The organism is Rhizobium sp. Root483D2, assembly GCF_001426685.1.
Classification (GTDB): Bacteria; Pseudomonadota; Alphaproteobacteria; order Rhizobiales; family Rhizobiaceae; genus Pararhizobium; species Pararhizobium qamdonense.
In genome coordinates, this window is sequence record NZ_LMFB01000019.1 from 304,797 (window position 1) to 323,557 (window position 18,761).

The 18,761-nt window shown below is 61.0% G+C and carries 13 protein-coding genes; 7 read left to right on the top strand and 6 right to left on the bottom strand.

The annotated features are described in order from the left end of the window. The first annotated feature begins 19 nt into the window (after window positions 1-19). Entirely contained in the window at window positions 20-496 is a 477-nt protein-coding gene (locus ASD32_RS17620; RefSeq protein WP_060639329.1) for an Hsp20 family protein, read from the top strand. Between the two features lie 114 nt (window positions 497-610). On the opposite strand, the gene ASD32_RS17625 is transcribed toward ASD32_RS17620, so the two are convergent. Continuing rightward, entirely contained in the window at window positions 611-1,648 is a 1,038-nt protein-coding gene (locus ASD32_RS17625; RefSeq protein WP_082546805.1) for a bile acid:sodium symporter family protein, read from the bottom strand. Window positions 1,649-1,744: 96 nt separating this feature from the next. On the opposite strand from ASD32_RS17625, the gene ASD32_RS17630 reads away from it, so the two are divergent. Beyond that, the gene (locus ASD32_RS17630; protein WP_060639330.1) at window positions 1,745-2,623 is read left to right on the top strand and encodes a LysR substrate-binding domain-containing protein; all 879 of its coding nucleotides are present in this window, start codon (window positions 1,745-1,747) and stop codon (window positions 2,621-2,623) included. Here ASD32_RS17630 and ASD32_RS17635 read toward each other — a convergent pair whose 3' ends face one another. Further along, window positions 2,624-3,670, bottom strand: coding sequence for a low specificity L-threonine aldolase (locus ASD32_RS17635; protein WP_060639331.1), 1,047 nt, complete (start codon window positions 3,668-3,670; stop codon window positions 2,624-2,626). It lies immediately after the preceding gene. Between the two features lie 564 nt (window positions 3,671-4,234). On the opposite strand from ASD32_RS17635, the gene gltB reads away from it, so the two are divergent. The 4 genes from gltB to ASD32_RS17660 all read left to right on the top strand — a co-directional run bounded on the left by gltB (window position 4,235) and on the right by ASD32_RS17660 (window position 12,778). After that, window positions 4,235-8,956: a glutamate synthase large subunit gene (gltB, locus tag ASD32_RS17640; RefSeq protein ID WP_060639332.1), complete on the top strand. Its 4,722-nt coding sequence runs from the start codon at window positions 4,235-4,237 to the stop codon at window positions 8,954-8,956. 51 nt (window positions 8,957-9,007) lie between these two features. Next, window positions 9,008-9,250: a hypothetical protein gene (locus tag ASD32_RS17645; protein ID WP_156383217.1), complete on the top strand. Its 243-nt coding sequence runs from the start codon at window positions 9,008-9,010 to the stop codon at window positions 9,248-9,250. A 208-nt stretch (window positions 9,251-9,458) separates the two neighbouring features. Further along, complete coding sequence (locus ASD32_RS17650; protein WP_060639334.1) at window positions 9,459-10,913, top strand: glutamate synthase subunit beta; 1,455 nt, start codon at window positions 9,459-9,461, stop codon at window positions 10,911-10,913. Window positions 10,914-11,272: 359 nt separating this feature from the next. After that, window positions 11,273-12,778 (top strand): DegQ family serine endoprotease, encoded by a 1,506-nt coding sequence (locus tag ASD32_RS17660; RefSeq protein ID WP_060639336.1) that lies wholly within the window; start codon window positions 11,273-11,275, stop codon window positions 12,776-12,778. A gap of 87 nt (window positions 12,779-12,865) precedes the next feature. Here the strand turns inward: ASD32_RS17660 and ASD32_RS17665 are convergent, their stop codons facing one another. Together ASD32_RS17665 and ASD32_RS17670 are read right to left on the bottom strand one after the other, a co-directional pair. Beyond that, entirely contained in the window at window positions 12,866-14,029 is a 1,164-nt protein-coding gene (locus ASD32_RS17665) for a DUF459 domain-containing protein (protein WP_244490199.1), read from the bottom strand. A gap of 231 nt (window positions 14,030-14,260) precedes the next feature. Beyond that, window positions 14,261-15,481, bottom strand: a complete 1,221-nt coding sequence (locus ASD32_RS17670) for a lytic murein transglycosylase (RefSeq protein ID WP_060639338.1) — start codon at window positions 15,479-15,481, stop codon at window positions 14,261-14,263. Window positions 15,482-15,781: 300 nt separating this feature from the next. On the opposite strand from ASD32_RS17670, the gene galU reads away from it, so the two are divergent. Further along, window positions 15,782-16,669, top strand: a complete 888-nt coding sequence (gene galU / locus ASD32_RS17675) for a UTP--glucose-1-phosphate uridylyltransferase GalU (protein WP_060639339.1) — start codon at window positions 15,782-15,784, stop codon at window positions 16,667-16,669. A 63-nt stretch (window positions 16,670-16,732) separates the two neighbouring features. Here the strand turns inward: galU and ASD32_RS17680 are convergent, their stop codons facing one another. Both ASD32_RS17680 and ASD32_RS17685 read right to left on the bottom strand, forming a co-directional pair. Beyond that, complete coding sequence (locus tag ASD32_RS17680) at window positions 16,733-18,208, bottom strand: outer membrane beta-barrel protein (protein WP_060639340.1); 1,476 nt, start codon at window positions 18,206-18,208, stop codon at window positions 16,733-16,735. A 94-nt stretch (window positions 18,209-18,302) separates the two neighbouring features. Continuing rightward, window positions 18,303-18,761, bottom strand: a complete 459-nt coding sequence (locus tag ASD32_RS17685; RefSeq protein WP_060639341.1) for an NfeD family protein — start codon at window positions 18,759-18,761, stop codon at window positions 18,303-18,305.

Here is an 18,761-nt window from a genome sequence, read left to right on the forward strand (position 1 = left end):
TTGCTCACAAGAGGACATCATGCGTCACGTTGATTTTTCCCCCCTTTACCGTTCCACCGTCGGTTTCGACCGTCTCTTCACCATGCTCGACAGTCTCGGCCAGCCGGACCAGTCGCAGACCTATCCGCCCTACAATATCGAGCGGACCGGCGAGAGCACCTACCGGATCACCATGGCTGTTGCCGGGTTTGACGAAAGCGAACTTTCGATCGAAGCCCGCGAACACACGCTGACCGTCAAAGGTGAGAAGAGCGAAGAAAAGGCGACCGACAACCAGTTCCTCTATCGCGGCATTGCCAAGCGCGCGTTTGAACGCCGCTTCCAGCTCGCCGACCATGTGGAAATCCAGTCCGCTTCGCTGAAGAACGGCCTGCTTCACATCGATCTCCTGCGCGAGATCCCGGAAGCCGCCAAGCCGCGCCGCATCGATATCGTTGCCGCGCAGTCGGCGCCGAAGCAGATCGAAGCGACGCAGGTCACCGGCGCCACCAACTAAACCGTTGATCTGAAGAAAAAACGCAGTGCTTTTCGGGGCACTGCGGATATTCGGGAGCCGTTTGCAGCCGCGTGTTGCAGGCGGCTTTTTTGTTCCAAAGCGCTCTCGACGCCTTTATTGTGCAACCGGAGCCGGAGCCGAAACCTCAGCCTGAGCCGCAGCGACGGCTGCATTTGCGGCGGCAACGGCCAGGCGGCGGTTGCGTTCGGCATATTTCTGGGCAATCACCGCGCAGGCCATCAGCTGGATCTGGTGAAACAGCATCAAAGGCAGGACGATACTGCCGATGCCCTGGCCGGCGAAGATGACGTTGGCCATCGGTACGCCGCTGGCAAGGCTCTTTTTCGAGCCGCAGAAGGTGATGGCGATCTCGTCCTGCTTGGAAAAGCCCATCAGGCGGCTGCCGTACATGGTGACGATCAGCACGACGGCGAGAAGCAGGATGTCGAGGACGATGACGACAGCGATGTCACGGATGGAGAACGTGCTCCAGATGTTTTCGGTGACCGCTTCGCTGAAGGCGAGATAGACGACCATCAGGATCGAGCCGCGATCGACCGGCATCAGCAGCGTCTTGCGGGCGCGGATGAAATTGCCGATCCACGGCTGCAGGATCTGGCCGAGAATGAACGGCGCCAGCAGCTGCAACAGGATCTGTTCGAGCGCATCGAACGAGAAGCCGCCATGGCCGCCGGCTGTAAACAACAGGCCGACCAGAAGCGGCGTCAGGAACATCCCGAAAATATTGGAGGCCGAGGCGGCACAGATGGCGGCGGGTACATTGCCGCCTGCCATCGACGTGAAGGCAATCGACGACTGTACGGTCGAGGGCAGCACACAGAGAAAGAGGATGCCGGTATAGAGCGCCGGTGGCAGGAGGGTCGGCGGCAGGAAGCCGATGGCAAGGCCGAGCAACGGAAAGAGCACGAAGGTCGAGGCCAGGATGACGATATGCAGCCGCCAATGCAGCAGGCCGGCCACCACGACATCGCGCGACAGCCGCGCACCGTGCAGGAAGAACAGCAGCCCGATAGCAATCTTGGTGGCAAGACCGAACCAGTCCGCCGGCTCGCCGGAAATCGGCAGCAGCGATGCCAGGATGACCGTGCAGACCAAAAGGAGGGTGAAGGTATCGGGCAGGAAACGGCGCATATCGATCGTCCAGACAGTGAAAAGGTGATTGGCGGCATCATTGTCATTATGATATCGAATGCAAGTAATAACGATTATCACAAATCAGGATGACCGATGCTGGATCTGGCTCAGCTGCGCAGTTTTCTTGCCGTCGAGCAGATGGCGAGCTTTACGCTTGCCGCAGAGCGGCTGGGGCTCGGGCAATCGACGGTCAGCCAGCATATCCGCAGGCTGGAAGCTGATCTCGGGCGAAAGCTGGTGGAGCGCGATACGCATCGTGTGTCGCTGACGGCCGATGGCGAGGCGCTTTTGGGACCGGCGCGCGCCATGCTGTCGCTGGACGGGCAGGTGAAATCGCTGTTTGCCGAGCGCAGTCTGCATGGCCGCCTGCATCTTGGCGTCTCGGAAGATTTCGTCATGAGCCGGCTTCCGGCCGTGCTGGAAGATTTTACCCGGGCGCATGCCTCCGTCGATCTTGAACTGACCGTTGCGCTCAGCGGTACGCTTTATCAGATGCAGGATGAGGGCGCTCTCGATCTGGTGCTCGCCAAGCGCCGGATCGGCGATGCGCGCGGCCAGCTGGTCTATCGCGAGCCGCTGGTCTGGCTGGCGCGCGATCCGGAGCGGGTGATGCGGGGTGACGTGCTGCCGCTGATCGCCTTTCCGCCGCCAAGCATTACCCGCAGCGTTGCACTCGAAGCACTGGAGCGGGCAGGCGTGCCGTGGCGCATCGTCTGCACCTGCGGCAGCCTTAGCGGCCTGACGGCCGCCGCCCGTGCCGGAATGGGCGTTCTGGTGCAGCCGCGCAGCATGGCCCCGGCCGGATTGCGGGAAATCACGTCGGACAGGTTGCCGCGGCTTGAGGATGTGGAATTCGTGCTGGTGGCGCGGCGCGGCGCGGACAGGGCACTGGTGAAAGCTCTGTCCGGTGAAATCCTGGCGACGGTCGGCGGGCTGCAGGCGGCGTCCCCGGCAGGCAAACCGTCGCTCTGATCAGAGCGCCTTCAGGAACTGATCGACATCATCGGGCGTCGTCGCAAAGCTGGTGACCAGGCGGTAGAGGCCCTCGTCGCCAGCGACGGTATCCGCCAGCGCATGCGGCACTGGCCAATCATAAAACACGGCACCATCGGCCTGCAGCTTGGCAGCGGTTTCCGTTTTAAGCACAACGAACAGTTCGTTGGAGCCGCTTGGCCAGGCAAGCCGCGTGCTGTTTGAGCCCGCAATACCCTCGGCCAGCCGGGTTGCCATGCCGTTGGCGTGGCGGGCGAGATCGAGCCAGAGGCCGCCTTCCAGATAGGCGTCGAACTGGGCGGCGATGAAGCGGGATTTCGAAAACAGCTGGGCGGAGCGTTTGCGCAGATAGCCCATTTCCTCGGCCTTCGACGTATCGAACATGATCAGCGCCTCGGCGCACCAGCAACCATTTTTGGTACCGCCAAAGGAGAGAAGGTCGATGCCGCGTTTCCAGGTCATTTCGGCCGGTGTCGTATCAAGCGTCACCAGTGCATTGGCAAAACGGGCGCCGTCCATATGCAAGGGCAGCTTGGCCGCCTTGGCGATGGCGGCGATCGTGTCGATTTCGGCAAGGCTATAGACGGTGCCGGCTTCCGTCGCCTGCGTCATGGTGATTGCCATCGGCTGGCCGCCATGGACGCCGCCGCCGCGTGTGCGCTGGATTTCCTTTTCCAGCCGGGCCGGATCCATCTTGCCGTGGGGGCCATCGACCGGCGCAAGCTTGGCGCCATGCGAGAAGAATTCGGGCGCGCCGCATTCGTCGGCATTCACATGCGCTTCGCGGTGGCACAGAACGTGACCGCCTGGGCGATTGGTGCTGGCCAGGGCAAGTGAGTTGGCGGCCGTGCCGGTTGCGACGAAGAACACGGCTACGTCGCGCTCGAACACTTCAGACAGCGTCTTTTCGACCTTCTTGTCGAGATCGCTGGTGCCATAGGCCGATGCAAAGCCACCGGCAGCCTTGACGAGGCTTTCGGCGATCACGGGATGGGCGCCTGCCCAGTTGTCGGAGGAGAAAATCATGATGCGATCCTGCTATGCCGGAGAAACGCTCCCCGAATTGGTTGGTCAGGCGAGACCATACGGATGCCGTTGCGGCAATCAATCCAGGAGAGGCGAGATAAGGACAATATCAGACCAGTTTGAAACCAAATTGAAGAAAATATGGAGTTGACGAAAGAAAATTACAAAAACGTGAAATTAACCGCAATGTTCGGCAAAATAGGTCTGAATATTTTGCATGAGTGGTCTTGCGGAGGAGGGTGCTTTCTGGCATAGAGCCTATGAAATAGGACAGTATGACTGTCCTATTTCGGTCTCAAGACCGGAAGGACGCCGGAACGCCCGCCTGATGCGGCTTCCAGCTGACGATTGTAGACCGCGCCGGACGTTATCTGATCCGGGCCGGCGGGACAATCGCGATGGTCGCGAGCACTCTGTGCCGGATGCAGTCAATGCTTCATTTGCGACCGGATCAGGATCATGCAACGATAATGCCGGTGCCGGCCTGAACGGGACTCTTGCCCGCAAAAGCCTGCCTGGACTGCGGAAATATCCGGCCATGCCGGGTTAACAGGAGGGAAGACGATGACGGACCTTACGCCATCCACCGTAACTGGGCTCAACATTGCGCGCGAAACCGCGACGGTTGAGACGCATACCGCATTTCCGGGCCTGCCGAAAAAACAGGGTCTTTACGACCCGCGCAACGAACATGATGCCTGCGGCGTCGGTTTCGTCGCCCATATGAAGGGCCAGAAGTCCCACCAGATCGTCAAGGATGGCCTGTTCATCCTGGAAAACCTGACGCATCGCGGCGCTGTCGGCGCCGATCCTTTGATGGGTGATGGTGCCGGCATTCTGGTTCAGATTCCCGACCGCTTCTTCCGCGAGGAAATGGCGCTGCAGGGCGTTACGCTGCCGAAGGCTGGTGAATACGCCGTCGGATACCTGTTCATGCCACAGGACGAGGCGCAGATCGCCCATTTTAAGCAGGTGATCACCGAGGTCGTTGCGGAAGAGGGCCAGACGCTGCTCGGCTTCCGTGAAGTGCCGGTCGATAACGCCTCTTTGTCCAAGGCCGAGCATATTGCTGCGACCGAGCCGCATCATGTGCAGGTGTTCATCGGGGCCGGCCGCGATGCCGCGACCAATGCCGAATTTGAACGCCGCCTGTTTACGCTGCGCAAGGTGATCTCAAACCGCATCTACGATGCCTTCAAAGGCGCCGAGACCGGCTTCTATCCGGTGTCGCTGTCGACCAAGACCATTGTCTACAAGGGCATGTTTCTGGCCTATCAGGTGGCCGCCTATTTCAAGGATCTGGCCGATCCCCGCTTCGAATCGGCTGTCGCCCTTGTGCACCAGCGCTTCTCGACCAACACCTTTCCGTCGTGGAAGCTGGCGCATCCCTACCGCATGGTCGCCCATAACGGCGAGATCAACACGCTGCGCGCCAACGTCAACTGGATGGCCGCACGGCAGGCTTCGGTATCCTCGCCGCTGTTCGGCGGCGATATTTCCAAGCTGTGGCCGATCTCCTATGAGGGGCAGTCGGATACAGCCTGTTTCGATAACGCGCTCGAATTCCTGGTGCAGGGCGGGTATCCGCTGTCGCATGCGGTCATGATGCTGATCCCGGAGGCCTGGGCCGGCAACCAGCTGATGGCGCCCGAGCGCAAGGCATTCTACGAATATCATGCCGCTCTGATGGAGCCGTGGGATGGCCCGGCCGCCGTCTGCTTTACCGATGGCAAGCAGATCGGCGCGACGCTCGACCGCAACGGCCTGCGCCCGGCACGTTATCTGGTCACTGACGACGACCGCGTCATCCTCGCGTCCGAGGCCGGCACCCTGCCGGTCAAGGAAGAGAGCATCGTCAAGAAGTGGCGCCTGCAGCCGGGCAAGATGCTGCTGATCGATATGGAGGAAGGCCGCATCATCTCCGACGAGGAGCTGAAGTCGAACCTTGCCAACCAGCATCCCTACCGCCAGTGGCTGGACAACACCCAGCTCATTCTCGAGGACCTGAAGCCGGTCGAACCCCGGGCGCTGCGCCGCGACGTGTCGCTGCTCGATCGCCAGCAGGCGTTCGGCTATACCCAGGAAGACACCAAGATCCTGATGTCGCCGATGGCCACGACCGGCCAGGAAGCCATCGGCTCGATGGGTACCGATACGCCGATTTCGGCAATGTCGGACAAGACCAAGCTGCTTTATACCTATTTCAAGCAGAACTTCGCGCAGGTCACCAACCCGCCGATCGATCCGATCCGCGAAGAGCTGGTGATGAGCCTGGTCTCGTTCATCGGCCCGCGCCCGAACCTGCTCGATCATGCCGGCATGGCGCATGCCAAGCGGCTGGAAGTGCGCCAGCCGATCCTGACCAATGGCGATCTGGAAAAGATCCGCTCGATCGGCCACACGGAAGACCGTTTCGACACCAAGACGCTCGATTTCACCTATGATATCGCGCGTGGTGCGGAAGGCATGCCGGAAATTCTCGACCGGCTGTGCGAGCGCGCCGAAGCCGCCGTCAAGGGTGGCTACAACATCATCGTGCTGTCCGACCGGCAGATCGGCCCGGACCGCATCGCGATCCCGGCACTGCTGGCGACCGCCGCCGTCCACCATCACCTGATCCGCAAGGGGCTTCGCACCTCGGTCGGTCTCGTGGTGGAGACCGGTGAGCCGCGCGAAGTGCACCATTTCTGCCTGCTGGCAGGCTATGGCGCCGAGGCGATCAACCCTTATCTCGCGTTCGATACGCTGACCGACATGCACAAGCGTGGCGAATTTCCGAAGGAAGTCGATGGCAGCGAAGTCGTCTACCGCTACATCAAGGCGGTCGGCAAGGGTATACTCAAGGTCATGTCCAAGATGGGCATCTCGACCTACCAGTCCTATTGCGGCGGCCAGATCTTCGATGCGATCGGTTTGAACTCCGAACTGATCGACCGGTATTTCTTCGGCACGGCAACGCAGATTGAAGGCATCGGCCTGGAAGAAATCGCCAAGGAAACCTTCAATCGCCATCAGGCCGCCTTCGGCGCTGATCCGCTGTTGAAGAGCACGCTCGATATCGGCGGCGAATATGCCTACCGCATGCGCGGCGAAGGCCATGCCTGGTCGCCGGACGCTGTCGCCTCGCTGCAGCATGCCGTGCGCGGCAATGCAGAAGATCGCTACCGCGAATTTGCCGAGATGGTGAATGGCGCAGCCTTGCGGATGAACACCATTCGCGGCCTGTTTTCAATCAAGGGCGCGGAAGCGACCGGCCGCAAGCCGATCCCGATCGAGGCGGTCGAGCCGGCCGCCGATATCGTCAAGCGGTTTTCCACCGGCGCCATGTCGTTCGGTTCGATCTCGCGCGAAGCCCATACGACGCTGGCGATTGCCATGAACAGCATCGGCGGCAAGTCGAACACCGGCGAGGGCGGCGAAGAAGCCGACCGTTACCTGCCGCTTTATAATGGCTCGCGCAATCCGGAACGCTCGGCGATCAAGCAGATCGCGTCCGGCCGTTTCGGCGTCACGACCGAATATCTGGTCAATGCCGACATGCTGCAGATCAAGGTGGCGCAGGGTGCCAAGCCCGGCGAGGGCGGCCAGCTGCCCGGCCATAAGGTCGATGCGACCGTTGCCAAGACACGGCATTCGACACCGGGCGTCGGCCTGATTTCGCCGCCGCCGCACCATGACATCTATTCGATCGAAGATCTGGCGCAGCTGATCTACGACCTGAAGAACGTCAACCCGGAAGCGGATATCTCCGTCAAGCTGGTCTCGGAAGTCGGCGTCGGCACGGTTGCGGCCGGTGTCGCCAAGGCGCGCGCCGATCATATCACCGTCTCCGGCTATGACGGCGGCACCGGCGCGTCGCCGCTGACATCGCTGAAGCATGCCGGCAGCCCCTGGGAAATCGGCCTTGCCGAAACCCATCAGACGCTGGTGCTGAACGGCCTTCGGTCGCGTATCGCGCTGCAGGTCGATGGCGGCCTGAAGACCGGCCGCGACGTGATCATCGGCGCGCTCCTGGGCGCCGACGAGTTCGGCTTCTCCACCGCGCCGCTGATTGCCGCCGGCTGCATCATGATGCGCAAATGCCATCTCAACACCTGTCCGGTTGGCGTGGCGACACAGGACCCGGTCCTGCGCAAGCGCTTCAAGGGTGCGCCCGAGCATGTGGTCAACTACTTCTTCTTCGTCGCAGAGGAAGTACGCGAAATTCTCGCATCGCTCGGTTTTGCCAAGTTCGACGAGGTCATCGGCCTTTCCGAACTGCTTGAAAAGGATGCGATGATCTCGCACTGGAAGGCCAATGGGCTCGACTTCTCCCGCATCTTCCACAAGGTGGATGCGCCGAAGGAAAAGACCTATTGGACGGAGCGGCAGAACCATCCGATCCACGACATTCTCGACCGCAGGCTGATTGCAGAAGCACAGCCGGCGCTGGAATCAAAGACGCCCGTCACCATCGAGGTCGATATCAAGAATGTCGATCGCTCGGCCGGTGCGATGCTGTCCGGTGAAGTTGCCAAGCGTTACCGTCACAAGGGACTGAAGGACGACACGATCACGGTGAAGCTGACCGGCACGGCGGGACAGTCGTTCGGCGCGTTCCTGGCGAACGGCATCACGTTCGAGCTGATCGGCGATGGCAACGACTATGTCGGCAAGGGTCTTTCAGGTGGCCGCATCGTCGTGCGTCCGCCGGAAAATTCCAGGATCGTCGCGGCCAAGTCGATCATCGTTGGGAACACGGTGCTGTACGGCGCGATCTCGGGCGAGTGCTATTTCAACGGCGTCGCCGGCGAACGCTTCGCCGTGCGCAACTCCGGCGCCATCGCGGTTGTCGAGGGCGTGGGCGACCATGGCTGCGAATACATGACCGGCGGTGTGGTCGTGGTTCTCGGCGAGACCGGCCGCAACTTTGCAGCTGGGATGTCGGGCGGTGTCGCCTATGTGCTGGATGAGAGCGACGATTTCCCCAAGCGCTGCAATATGGCGATGGTCGAACTCGAGCCGGTTCCGGAAGAGGACGATATGCTGGAGAAGCTGCATCATCACGGCGGCGACCTCATGCACAAGGGCATGGTCGATGTCGCCGGCGACATGACACGCCATGACGACGAGCGGCTCTACCAGCTGATCTCCAATCATCTGCACTACACGGGCTCGCCGCGCGCCAAGGAAATCCTCGACCATTGGGTCGAGTTCCGGCCGAAATTCCGCAAGGTCATGCCGGTCGAATACCGCCGTGCGCTTGAGGAAATGGAGCGCATGCGGATGGGCATCGCGGCGGAGTAATTGAAGTCGCCGCCTTGTGTTATGGGAATCCAACCTGTGATGGAGGCACCGATGTCGCCAACTACAAGAGAACATAGAAGCAGGATCATCAGAGAAGATAATCGGCGCCTTGTTGCCATTCCGGATGATTTCTTCCTCGAAGGGGAGGAGATCGTCCTCATTCAAGACAGGGACGGCGTCATATTGATCCATCCGGGCGAAGAAGCTGCGCGTGAAGCGATGTGGGAAAGGTTTAATCCTTTCATCGTGTGGAAGGATGGGATGTGGCCAACGGTTGTTGAGCCGGACGAATAAACTGGCAACAGAACGGTTTGGGACATGCGTTTCTCTGCTGCCATTCACAAGCTGATTTCAGTCTCCATCGCAGCCGCCATTCCGTTGGCAGTCTATGTGGTGAACGGTGCAGCAGGGTGGGAATTCATCGTATTGGGCGCGACCGTGGGTTTCGCTTACTGGTATTGGGGTCCCACGTGGCCCCCACTGTGAAATAAGGGACGAGTAAATGGGCAAGGTCACAGGCTTCATGGAAATCGACCGGCAGCTGGCGAAGTATCAGCCGGCGTCGGACCGCATCCGGCATTTCCGCGAATTCACAATCCCGATGTCGGACCCGGAAGTGCAGAAACAGGCCGCGCGCTGCATGGACTGTGGCATCCCCTATTGCCATGGCCCGACCGGCTGCCCGGTGCACAACCAGATCCCCGACTGGAACGATCTCGTTTATAACGGCAACTGGGACGAGGCGATCCGAAACCTGCACTCGACCAACAATTTTCCGGAATTTACCGGCCGCATCTGCCCGGCGCCGTGCGAGGAAGCCTGCACGCTGAACCTGGAAGACGCACCGGTGACAATCAAGACCGTCGAGCAGGCGATTGCCGACAAAGCCTATGAAATGGGCTATATCGTGCCGCAGCCGGCCGTCACCAAGACCGGCAAGAAGGTTGCGATCATCGGGTCTGGTCCTGCCGGCATGGCGGCGGCCCAGCAGCTCGCCCGCGCCGGTCACGAGGTCCATGTGTTCGAGCGCGAGAGCAAGCCCGGCGGCCTGCTGCGATACGGCATCCCGGACTTCAAGATGGAGAAGAACTTCATCGACCGCCGTGTTGATCAGATGCGCGGCGAAGGGGTCACCTTCCATTGCGGCGTCAATGTCGGTGTTGATCGCACCGTCGATAGCCTGATCGAAGAGCACGACGCCGTGCTCTATTGCGGCGGTTCGGAAACCCCGCGCGATGCCGGTATTCCGGGCGTCGAGTTCACCGGCGTGCATGATGCCATGCCGTATCTTGTGCAGCAGAACCGCCGTGTCGGCCGCGAAAATATCGACAGCGTCGGCTGGCCATCGGATTCGATCCTGGCAGGCGGCAAGCATATCGTCGTCGTCGGCGGTGGCGATACCGCGTCCGACTGCGTCGGCACCGCATTCCGCCAGGGCGCCGTGAAGGTTACCCAGCTCGACATCCGCCCGCAGCCGCCGGAAAAGGAAGACAAGCTTTCCGTCTGGCCGTTCTGGGCGACCAAGATGCGCACATCCTCTTCGCAGGCCGAAGGCGCCGTGCGCGAATTCCAGGTGGCGACGCTCGAATTCGTCGGCGAAGACGGCGTGCTGACCGGCGTCAAGTGCTGTCAGGTGGACGAGCGCCGCAAGCCGATCGCCGGCACGGAATTCGTCATCAAGGCTGATCTCGCCCTCATCGCCATCGGCTTTAGCGGCCCGGGCACCGACAGCGTGCTGAAGAACATGGGCGAGAAGCTCGTGATCGGTAAGGACAAGCGCGGCGGCTCCTTCGTCACCGCCAACGAGAAGGACTACCGGACATCGGTCGATAAGGTCTGGGCAGCCGGCGACGTGCGCCGTGGCCAGTCGCTGGTCGTCTGGGCGATCCGCGAGGGCCGCCAGGCGGCGCGCGCGATCGACGAAACACTGATGGGCTCGACCGTCCTGCCGCGTTAATCGGCTAGCGTCTTTGCCGAAGCAAAACCAAATGAAAACGCCGCGTGCCGGGCTGGTGCGCGGCGTTTGCCGTTTTGCCGCAAAGTGCCGCCGCCCGTATTTGGTTTGACGTATGGCGGCGGTATCTTGTGCAACATTAACTTGGTGCAATGAAACGGTAATAAACCTTTAATTTGTAAATATTCGCGGCCGTTATAATATCCATCTCAAGCGTATTCCTGGATTGCTCAGTATTGACCCTATCATCGGCAATATTTCTGAACAAAGTCCCGGAAGGAACGCTGCCGATCACCCGACGCCGCGTTCCCGCGCAGGGAACCATGACGCCGCACCCAAACATCTGTAAGGGACCCTTTGTCATGCCCAATATTCTCCGCACTCACCGTGCCGCAGCGCTGGTCGGAGCCGCCATTCTGGCCGGCGCGGCAGCGTTCCCCTTCACCCTGCCCTCCACGTCTGCGATGGCGGCATCCGCATCCGCATCCGCTACCGTGCCGCAGGTTTCCAGCGGCTCCTTCGCCGATGTCGTCTCCGCCGACAAGCCGGCCGTCGTGACAATCACCACCACGATGAAGGCAACCGATGTCAGCGATAGCGGCGACCAATCGCCAATGGACGAGCAGTTCCGCCAGTTCTTCGAGCAGCAAGGCATTCCGATGCCCAAGCAGGCACCGCAACATCAAGGCGGCGAACGCGGAATGGCGCTCGGCTCCGGCTTCATCGTCAGCAGCGATGGGATCATCGTCACCAACAACCATGTGATCGACAATGCCATCGACATCAAGGTCACGCTGGACGACGGCACGGAACTGCCGGCAAAGCTTTTGGGCGCTGATCCGAAGTCCGATCTCGCCGTTTTGAAGATCACGGCCGGCAAGCCGCTCGCCACCATCGCCTGGGGTGATTCCGACGCGTTGAAGCTGGGCGACCAGATCCTGGCAATCGGCAATCCCTTCGGCATCGGCACGACGGTCACCGCCGGGATCGTGTCGGCCCGTGGCCGCGATCTGCACAGCGGTCCCTATGATGATTTCATCCAGATCGACGCGCCGATCAATCACGGCAATTCCGGTGGCCCGCTTGTGGATCATTCAGGCAATGTCGTTGGGATCAATACCGCGATCTACTCGCCGAACGGCGGCAGCGTCGGTGTCGGTTTCGCCATTCCCTCCGACCAGGCGCAAAAGGTCGTCGCCAAGCTGGAAAAGAGCGGCTCGATCGACCATGGCTATCTCGGCGTCCAGATCCAGCCGGTGACGGCGGATGTCGCTGATGCCGTTGGTCTCGCCAAGGCGGAAGGCGCTCTGGTCGCCGCCGTCAATGCGGGCACACCTGCAGCGCATTCGGGCGTGAAGACCGGCGACATCGTCATGACTGTTGGCGGCGAGGCGGTGAAGTCGCCGCGCGATCTGTCGCGGCTGGTGGCCGATCTCTCGCCGGGCGCAAAGGAAGCCATGACCGTGTGGCGCGACGGCCGCAAGGTCGACCTCAGCGTCACCGTCGGCGGCAATGATGGCGATCAGAAGCAGGCGTCCGCAGCAAAGGATGAGGGCAAGATGCAGACTGGGCCGAGCATCGGCGTGGCCCTTGCCGATCTGACACCGGATGTGCGCCAGGAACTGAGCCTGCCCGACAATGTTACCGGTGCCGTCGTCGCCAAGGTCAATCCCGATAAGCCGGCCGCTGCGGCCGGTATCCAAACGGGCGATGTCATTGTTTCGGTCAATGACAAGGCCGTGCTCGGCGCCAGCGACGTGAAGACGGCGATCGCCGCTGCCGTGAAGTCGGGGCGCAAGTCGGTGCTGTTGCTCATCGAACGCGGTGATCAAAAGACCTTCATCGCCGTACCGTTTGCGGCTGCCTGATCTCGATTGACAGCTTTATTCGCAAGATGCGAGCTGCCGAAGACCCTGTCCTCTTGGCGGAAAGAGGACAGGGTTTAATCTTGAGGGTCAGTTCCTGAAAACCGGATTGCTGATCACGGCTTCCGGTTTCGACAGGCGGAAATCGTCCACCCGGCCGGCTGGTGCTTCGGCGACTTCGCCCTTTTCAACGAGACGGTCGCGCGGGCTCTTGCCGTTGCTGGTCATCACCGCGCCGCCACCCAGCAGAGTGGCGCTGCCGTCGAGATCGGGATCGTCAAGGCCGATCGGCTGCGTCTGGATGATATCCTCGTTGGCCGTGGGGGCAGCAACGACCAGGTCCTTCATGCCATCGGCACCGGGAATATCCTGTGTCGAGGCGGCGGCGTCGCCTAAGAGCTTGCGGATATCCTTTTCGACATAGAAGGCGAGCTTGCGCTTGCCGGCCTTGGTGAGGTTGATACCGTCCGATCCACGCAGGCGGACCTGCTGGCCGTTGATATCGGATCCCGTCATGACGAATTTGCCCTCCTCATCGACGAACCCATCCCAGATATCGACGAATGTGCCGCCGGCCTTTTCGGCTTCCGTCCGGAAGATGCCGTTGAGCGTCACCATATCGGCGGTCATCGATGTCGATTGGAACGGCGGCATGCCAACCCAGAGCAAGGGTGTCTTGTCCTTGCGGGCAAGGGCTGCGAAGTCTGCGGTGCGGCGCGCATATTCGGCCAGCCAGCGGTCGGTGCGGAATTTTTCCTTGTCGCTGCCGATCGACATCTGCTGGCGCTCGTTGGCGCCGAGGCTGATGATGATCAACGCCGGTTTCGTCTCCGCGATATAGGCGGGCAGGTTTTCGGGCCAGTTGAAATAGTCCTCGCGCACGAGGCCTGAGGAACCGTTGCTGCGGGTTTCAATGACGATCCCCGGTGTCGTTTCAAAGGCGGTCTTCAGCCCATCGCCAAGACTGCCGGCAACGAAGTCGCCGACGACGAGCACCTTCTTGGCCGTCTCCAGTTTCTCGACGACGACCGGGGCGGGCTCGGCGGGGACGGGCTTGGGCTTCTGCTGCGTCTTTCTGATCTTCGGGCGTTGCTGCGGCTGCAGCTGTTGTTGCTGCTGCTGCTGTCTCTGCCGGGGCTCGTAGATTGGCTCGTCGTCATAGACAGGCGGTGGCGCCTGCCTGCGGCCAAAGCCGAACAGCATGTCGAGAATGGTGCGGCGCTCTTGTGCCTGCGCCTGGCGCGGCGGCTCCATGACAAGCGCAGACAGGCTGATCGCGACGACGATCAGGCCGTTGAACAGCCGGTAAAGGCCGTTGCTGCTATGTCTGCCGCTCATGCACCTGTTCCGCACTGTTTCCGGCCGAGGTTTCGGCCGGCGTTCAAAAATGTCTCTACGCAAAGATGCAACGCCTCTCTTTCGACAAGGCGTTGCATGAACGATGCATCCGGATTGCGCCACAATTGCGGGCGTTCGCGATCCGAACTATTTGCGCAGCGCCTTCAACAGGTGCTGGGTCGGCTCGCCATCGGGAGACAAGCCGTTGCGGTTCTGGAAGGCCTGGATGGCGGCCTTGGAGCCGGAGCCGAAATTGCCATCGACTTCGCCGTCGTAATAGCCGAGTTCCTTCAGCCGCGACTGCAGCTCGAACTTCTGCTTGATATCGAGCGAACCGTCCGGGCGGCTCCAGGCCTGCTGCATGCCGCCATAGCCGGCGATCTCATCGGCCAGAAGGCCAACGCCGAGCGCGTAGGAATCCGAGGCATTGTAGCGCTTGATGACGAAGAAGTTTTTGGTCATCAGGAAGCCGGGGCTGCCGGGACCGCCGGGCATTTTCAGTTCGGCACGCGTGTCGCCGTTGCGGAAATCCTTGCCGTTCGGCCGGGTGAAGCCAAGTGCTGCCCATTGGGAAACCGTCTTTGTCTGGCCGGCATACTGGCTGCCGTTGCGCGGCGGCGATACTTCGTAACCCCAGGTCTGGCCCGATTGCCAGCCGTTCTTCTTCAACAGGTTGGCTGCGGTCGCGAGTGCGTCCGGTATCGAGTTCCAGATGTCCTTGTGGCCATTGCCGTCGGCATCAACGGCGTAGAGCAGGTAGCTTGTCGGAATGAACTGCGTATGGCCCATGGCACCGGCCCAGGAGCCGTTCAGCTCGCGCGGCGTCACATCGCCGTTTTGCAGGATCTTCAACGCGGCGATCAGCTGCGTCTTGGCATATTTCGACCGTTTGGGGTCGGCATAGGCAAGCGTGGCGAGCGCGCGCGGCACGTAATGCAGGCGATCGTCCTTTTCCAGCACGGCGCCATAATTGGATTCCATCGACCAGATGGCCAGGAGCACGTTCCTGTCGACGCCGAAATGGCGCTCGAGGGCTGCAAGCGTGCGGGCGTGCTTGGCCGACATTTCCTGTCCGACCTTGCGGGTATAGGGATTAACGCGGCTGTCGATATATTCCCAGATCTTGTGCTTGAACTCGGGCTGATAGGCAGCCTTCTGAAGCACGTCCGGATCGGGCGTTTTCACACCGGCAAAGGCCTTTCGGTAGGTTGCCTTGGTGATGCCGCTCTGGGAAGCGGTGGCATAGAAGCTGTTGATCCAGGTCTCGAAACCCGCGTCAGCCGAGGCCGTTGCCGGGGAAAACAGGGCTGCGGCTGTCATGAATGCGGCGGCAGCACAGCGAAGGAGGGTGTGTCGGGTCTTTGTCATCAGCTGTCGTTTCCGTTGGTCGGCGCTCTGCTGCGATCAGGGGTGACCGGCGGTGCGCAAATTTACAGTCTTAGAGCCAGCTTCATGCATGGGTAGATGCATGTGGTTCCATTTTCAGGCCGTTCAGCCCAGGAGGCAACCGCCAGAACCGAAATCTTACGAAAATGAAGTCAACAAATTCTTTACCATGAATGGTTGGTAAGGTCTTCCTTTGCAAAAAAATAGCAATTTTACATTTATTGCCTATTGATACATGCCCCAACCGATTTAAATCCCGCTGCTGTGATCCTGGAGATGTCAATGACTGACAAGCGTAAAGTTCGTAAAGCCGTGTTCCCCGTCGCTGGCCTCGGGACCCGATTCCTACCGGCGACCAAAGCCGTCCCGAAGGAGATGCTGACCGTCGTCGATAGGCCGGTGATCCAGTATGTCGTGGATGAGGCGTTGAATGCGGGGATCGAACACCTGATCTTCGTTACGGGCCGCAGCAAGCACGTAATCGAGGACTATTTCGACATCCAGGTCGAGCTGGAACAGACCCTGCGCGAGCGCAACAAGACGGCGGAGCTGACGCTTCTGGAAAGCATCCTGCCGGTTGCGGGCAGCACCAGCTTTACCCGCCAGCAATCGCCGCTCGGGCTTGGCCACGCCGTCTGGTGTGCCCGCGAACTGGTCGGCGACGAGCCTTTTGCGCTGCTCCTGCCCGACATGATCATGCAGGCCGAAAAGGGCTGCCTGAAAGGCATGGTCGAGCTTTACGAGCAGAGCGGCGGAAACGTTATCGCGGTTGAAGAATGCGCCCCCGATCAGACCCATAAATACGGCATCGTCGGCGCGGGCGACAAGGTTGGCGATGGCTTCAAGATCACCAAGATGGTCGAAAAGCCGCCGCAGGGCACCGCACCGTCGAATTTCTTCATCAACGGCCGTTACATCCTGCAGCCGGAAATCTTCTCCATCCTCGCCACTCAAGAGCGCGGCGCGGGCAACGAGATCCAGCTGACCGACGGCATGCTGAAGCTTGCCCAGAGCCAGGATTTTGCCGGGTACCATTTCCGCGGCAACACCTATGACTGCGGCATGAAGGAAGGTTTCATCCTGGCAAACGTCGCCTTCGCGCTGGCGCGCGGCGATATCCGTCCGGGCGTGGAAGCGCCTTTGAAGGCTTTGCTGCAAGGCCTGAAATAAACGATTTTCAAGAGATGACAATGCCCGCTGGCTGAATGGCCGGCGGGCTTTTTTGTTTTTGGATCAGCGGCGCAGGGTCAGCCCGACGCCGACGCGGGCGACATTGGTGGACGGGCCGGTTTCGCGTGTCGTGCGCTCGTAGCTGACATCGCCGGTGAGGGCCAGATAGCGGTTGAGGTCCCAGGTGAGGCCTGCACCTGCAGCCCAGACTTTTTCGTCCTGCGAACTGCCGCTGGGGAAATTGCGCAGGGTCAGGCTATTGGAAAGCCGTGCCACGAGAGCGCTGCGCAACTCGTGGGTCACCCGGCTGCTCAGCGTATAGACCATGGCGCCGCTTTCGCCGGCGGTCGTCGATGGTTCCAGGCCGGTGGAAATACCATAGGCCACATCGGTGCCACGCTGTGGCGACCAGTTGATCGTGCCATCGACCGTGAAGCCCCTCAGGTCGTCGAGCCGGTTATCGTCGAAACGGTAGGTCTGATAGCCGAGCGCGATCTCGCCATTCAGCTTTTCACCCAGATCAGCCTCGACACCGGCGCGGGCGCCGTAACTGTTGTACGAACGTTCGAACCCCAGCGTGTCCCTGCGCAGGTCGTAAATCGATTTTCCGGCCGATGCCTCGATGAATGGAATGAGGGCCGGCGAAAGCTCGTAGCCGACACGCACGGTGACGGCACCCGCATTGCGGTTTCGGTCCTTCAGCGACAGCGAACCGCCATTGTTGAGCTCGGCGTCGCCGTAGACGTAGCGGTCGAAATCGATCTTGGCCGAGCCGCGCAGGATGCCGAAATCGCGCTCGATACCGGCACCCAGTGTATATTGGTCGATGCCGGACTGGACGCTTGCATTGGTGATCGCGTTCGGATCGGTCGAATCCTCGCGCTCGAAATGATAGCCGGCCTTCAGCGTCGCGGTCGTCTGTTCGGAAAGATCGAGCCGAAGTGCTGCCTCGATATCGGCGGTCGGTTCCGTTTCCCCGGTGCCGGAGACATTGCGCTGCCAGGTGCCTTCGCCTGTGACCGTCAGCTGATGGCGGGACCAGTCGGAGGTGAGCGTGCCCTTCAGGCCGGTCTCGAGATAGCTGCGGTTCTCCTTGGAACTGCCGGTCTTGTTGCTTTCAAAATTATAGGTCTGGCCGAGCGTCGGTTTCAGCACGAAACTGCCAAACCGGATGCCCTGCGCATCGTTACGGTCGATATCGAGCTGGGCTCTGAGGCCATCGACGGTGTTTTCGCGCAGGTTGGTGCGGGCCATATCCTCATCGACCGTGGGGTCGTTGAGCAACGGTTCGCCAGCGTCTGTGTTAATGGAGTTTGTGGTGATTGCGTCGGTATCGGCAGGCTCTACCCCGGGGGATGCAGCCGCTGTGGGGATCTGTGTAGTGGTACCGGTTGCTGCGGTGGCATTTGCGCCGGGAAGCAGAGCCTGGGCGGAAACGGCGTTTGGCAGAAACAGGGCGCAGCTCGCCATCAGCCAGGCCGCAGTGGCCGCCGGGCGCGCGAGGGTCGTCCTCTTCGTGCGTGGATAGAAAGGCGTCATCTGCCGAATGCCCGGAAATCCGTTTACCAGTGTTGAGCAACCGTAAACGGATGTGGTTAACTATTCCTTTCCGAAATGGCATTCGGCTTTATTTTCAGGCGCTTTCGACGGTCAACCGGCCGCCATTGCTGCCGATGACCTTGACGCGGGTGCCCGCAGGCAGGTCCGGACCGTTGACGGTCCAGGTGGTGTCGTCAAGCCGGATGCGGCCGCGTCCCTCGGCGATCGGCTGTTCCAGCACGGCGGTGCGGCCGATCAGGCTCGCGCCGCGCTGATTGAGCAGCGGCTCGTCCGACGTATCGCCCGAGCGGGCGAGCAGCCGGCGGCCGATGAGGGCGGCTGCGACGGACAGGACCGCGAAGAATACCAGCTGTGCCTGCCAGACCCAGAAACCGGCGTCCCAGAACAAAAGCGAGAGAGCGCCGGTGATGATGGCCGCAATGCCGATCCAGACGAGAAAGACGCCGGGCGCCACGACTTCGGCGGCGAGAAGAACGAGGCCCAGCACCCACCAGCTCCAGGGGCCAAGTTCGAGGATGACGCGCTCGATCAT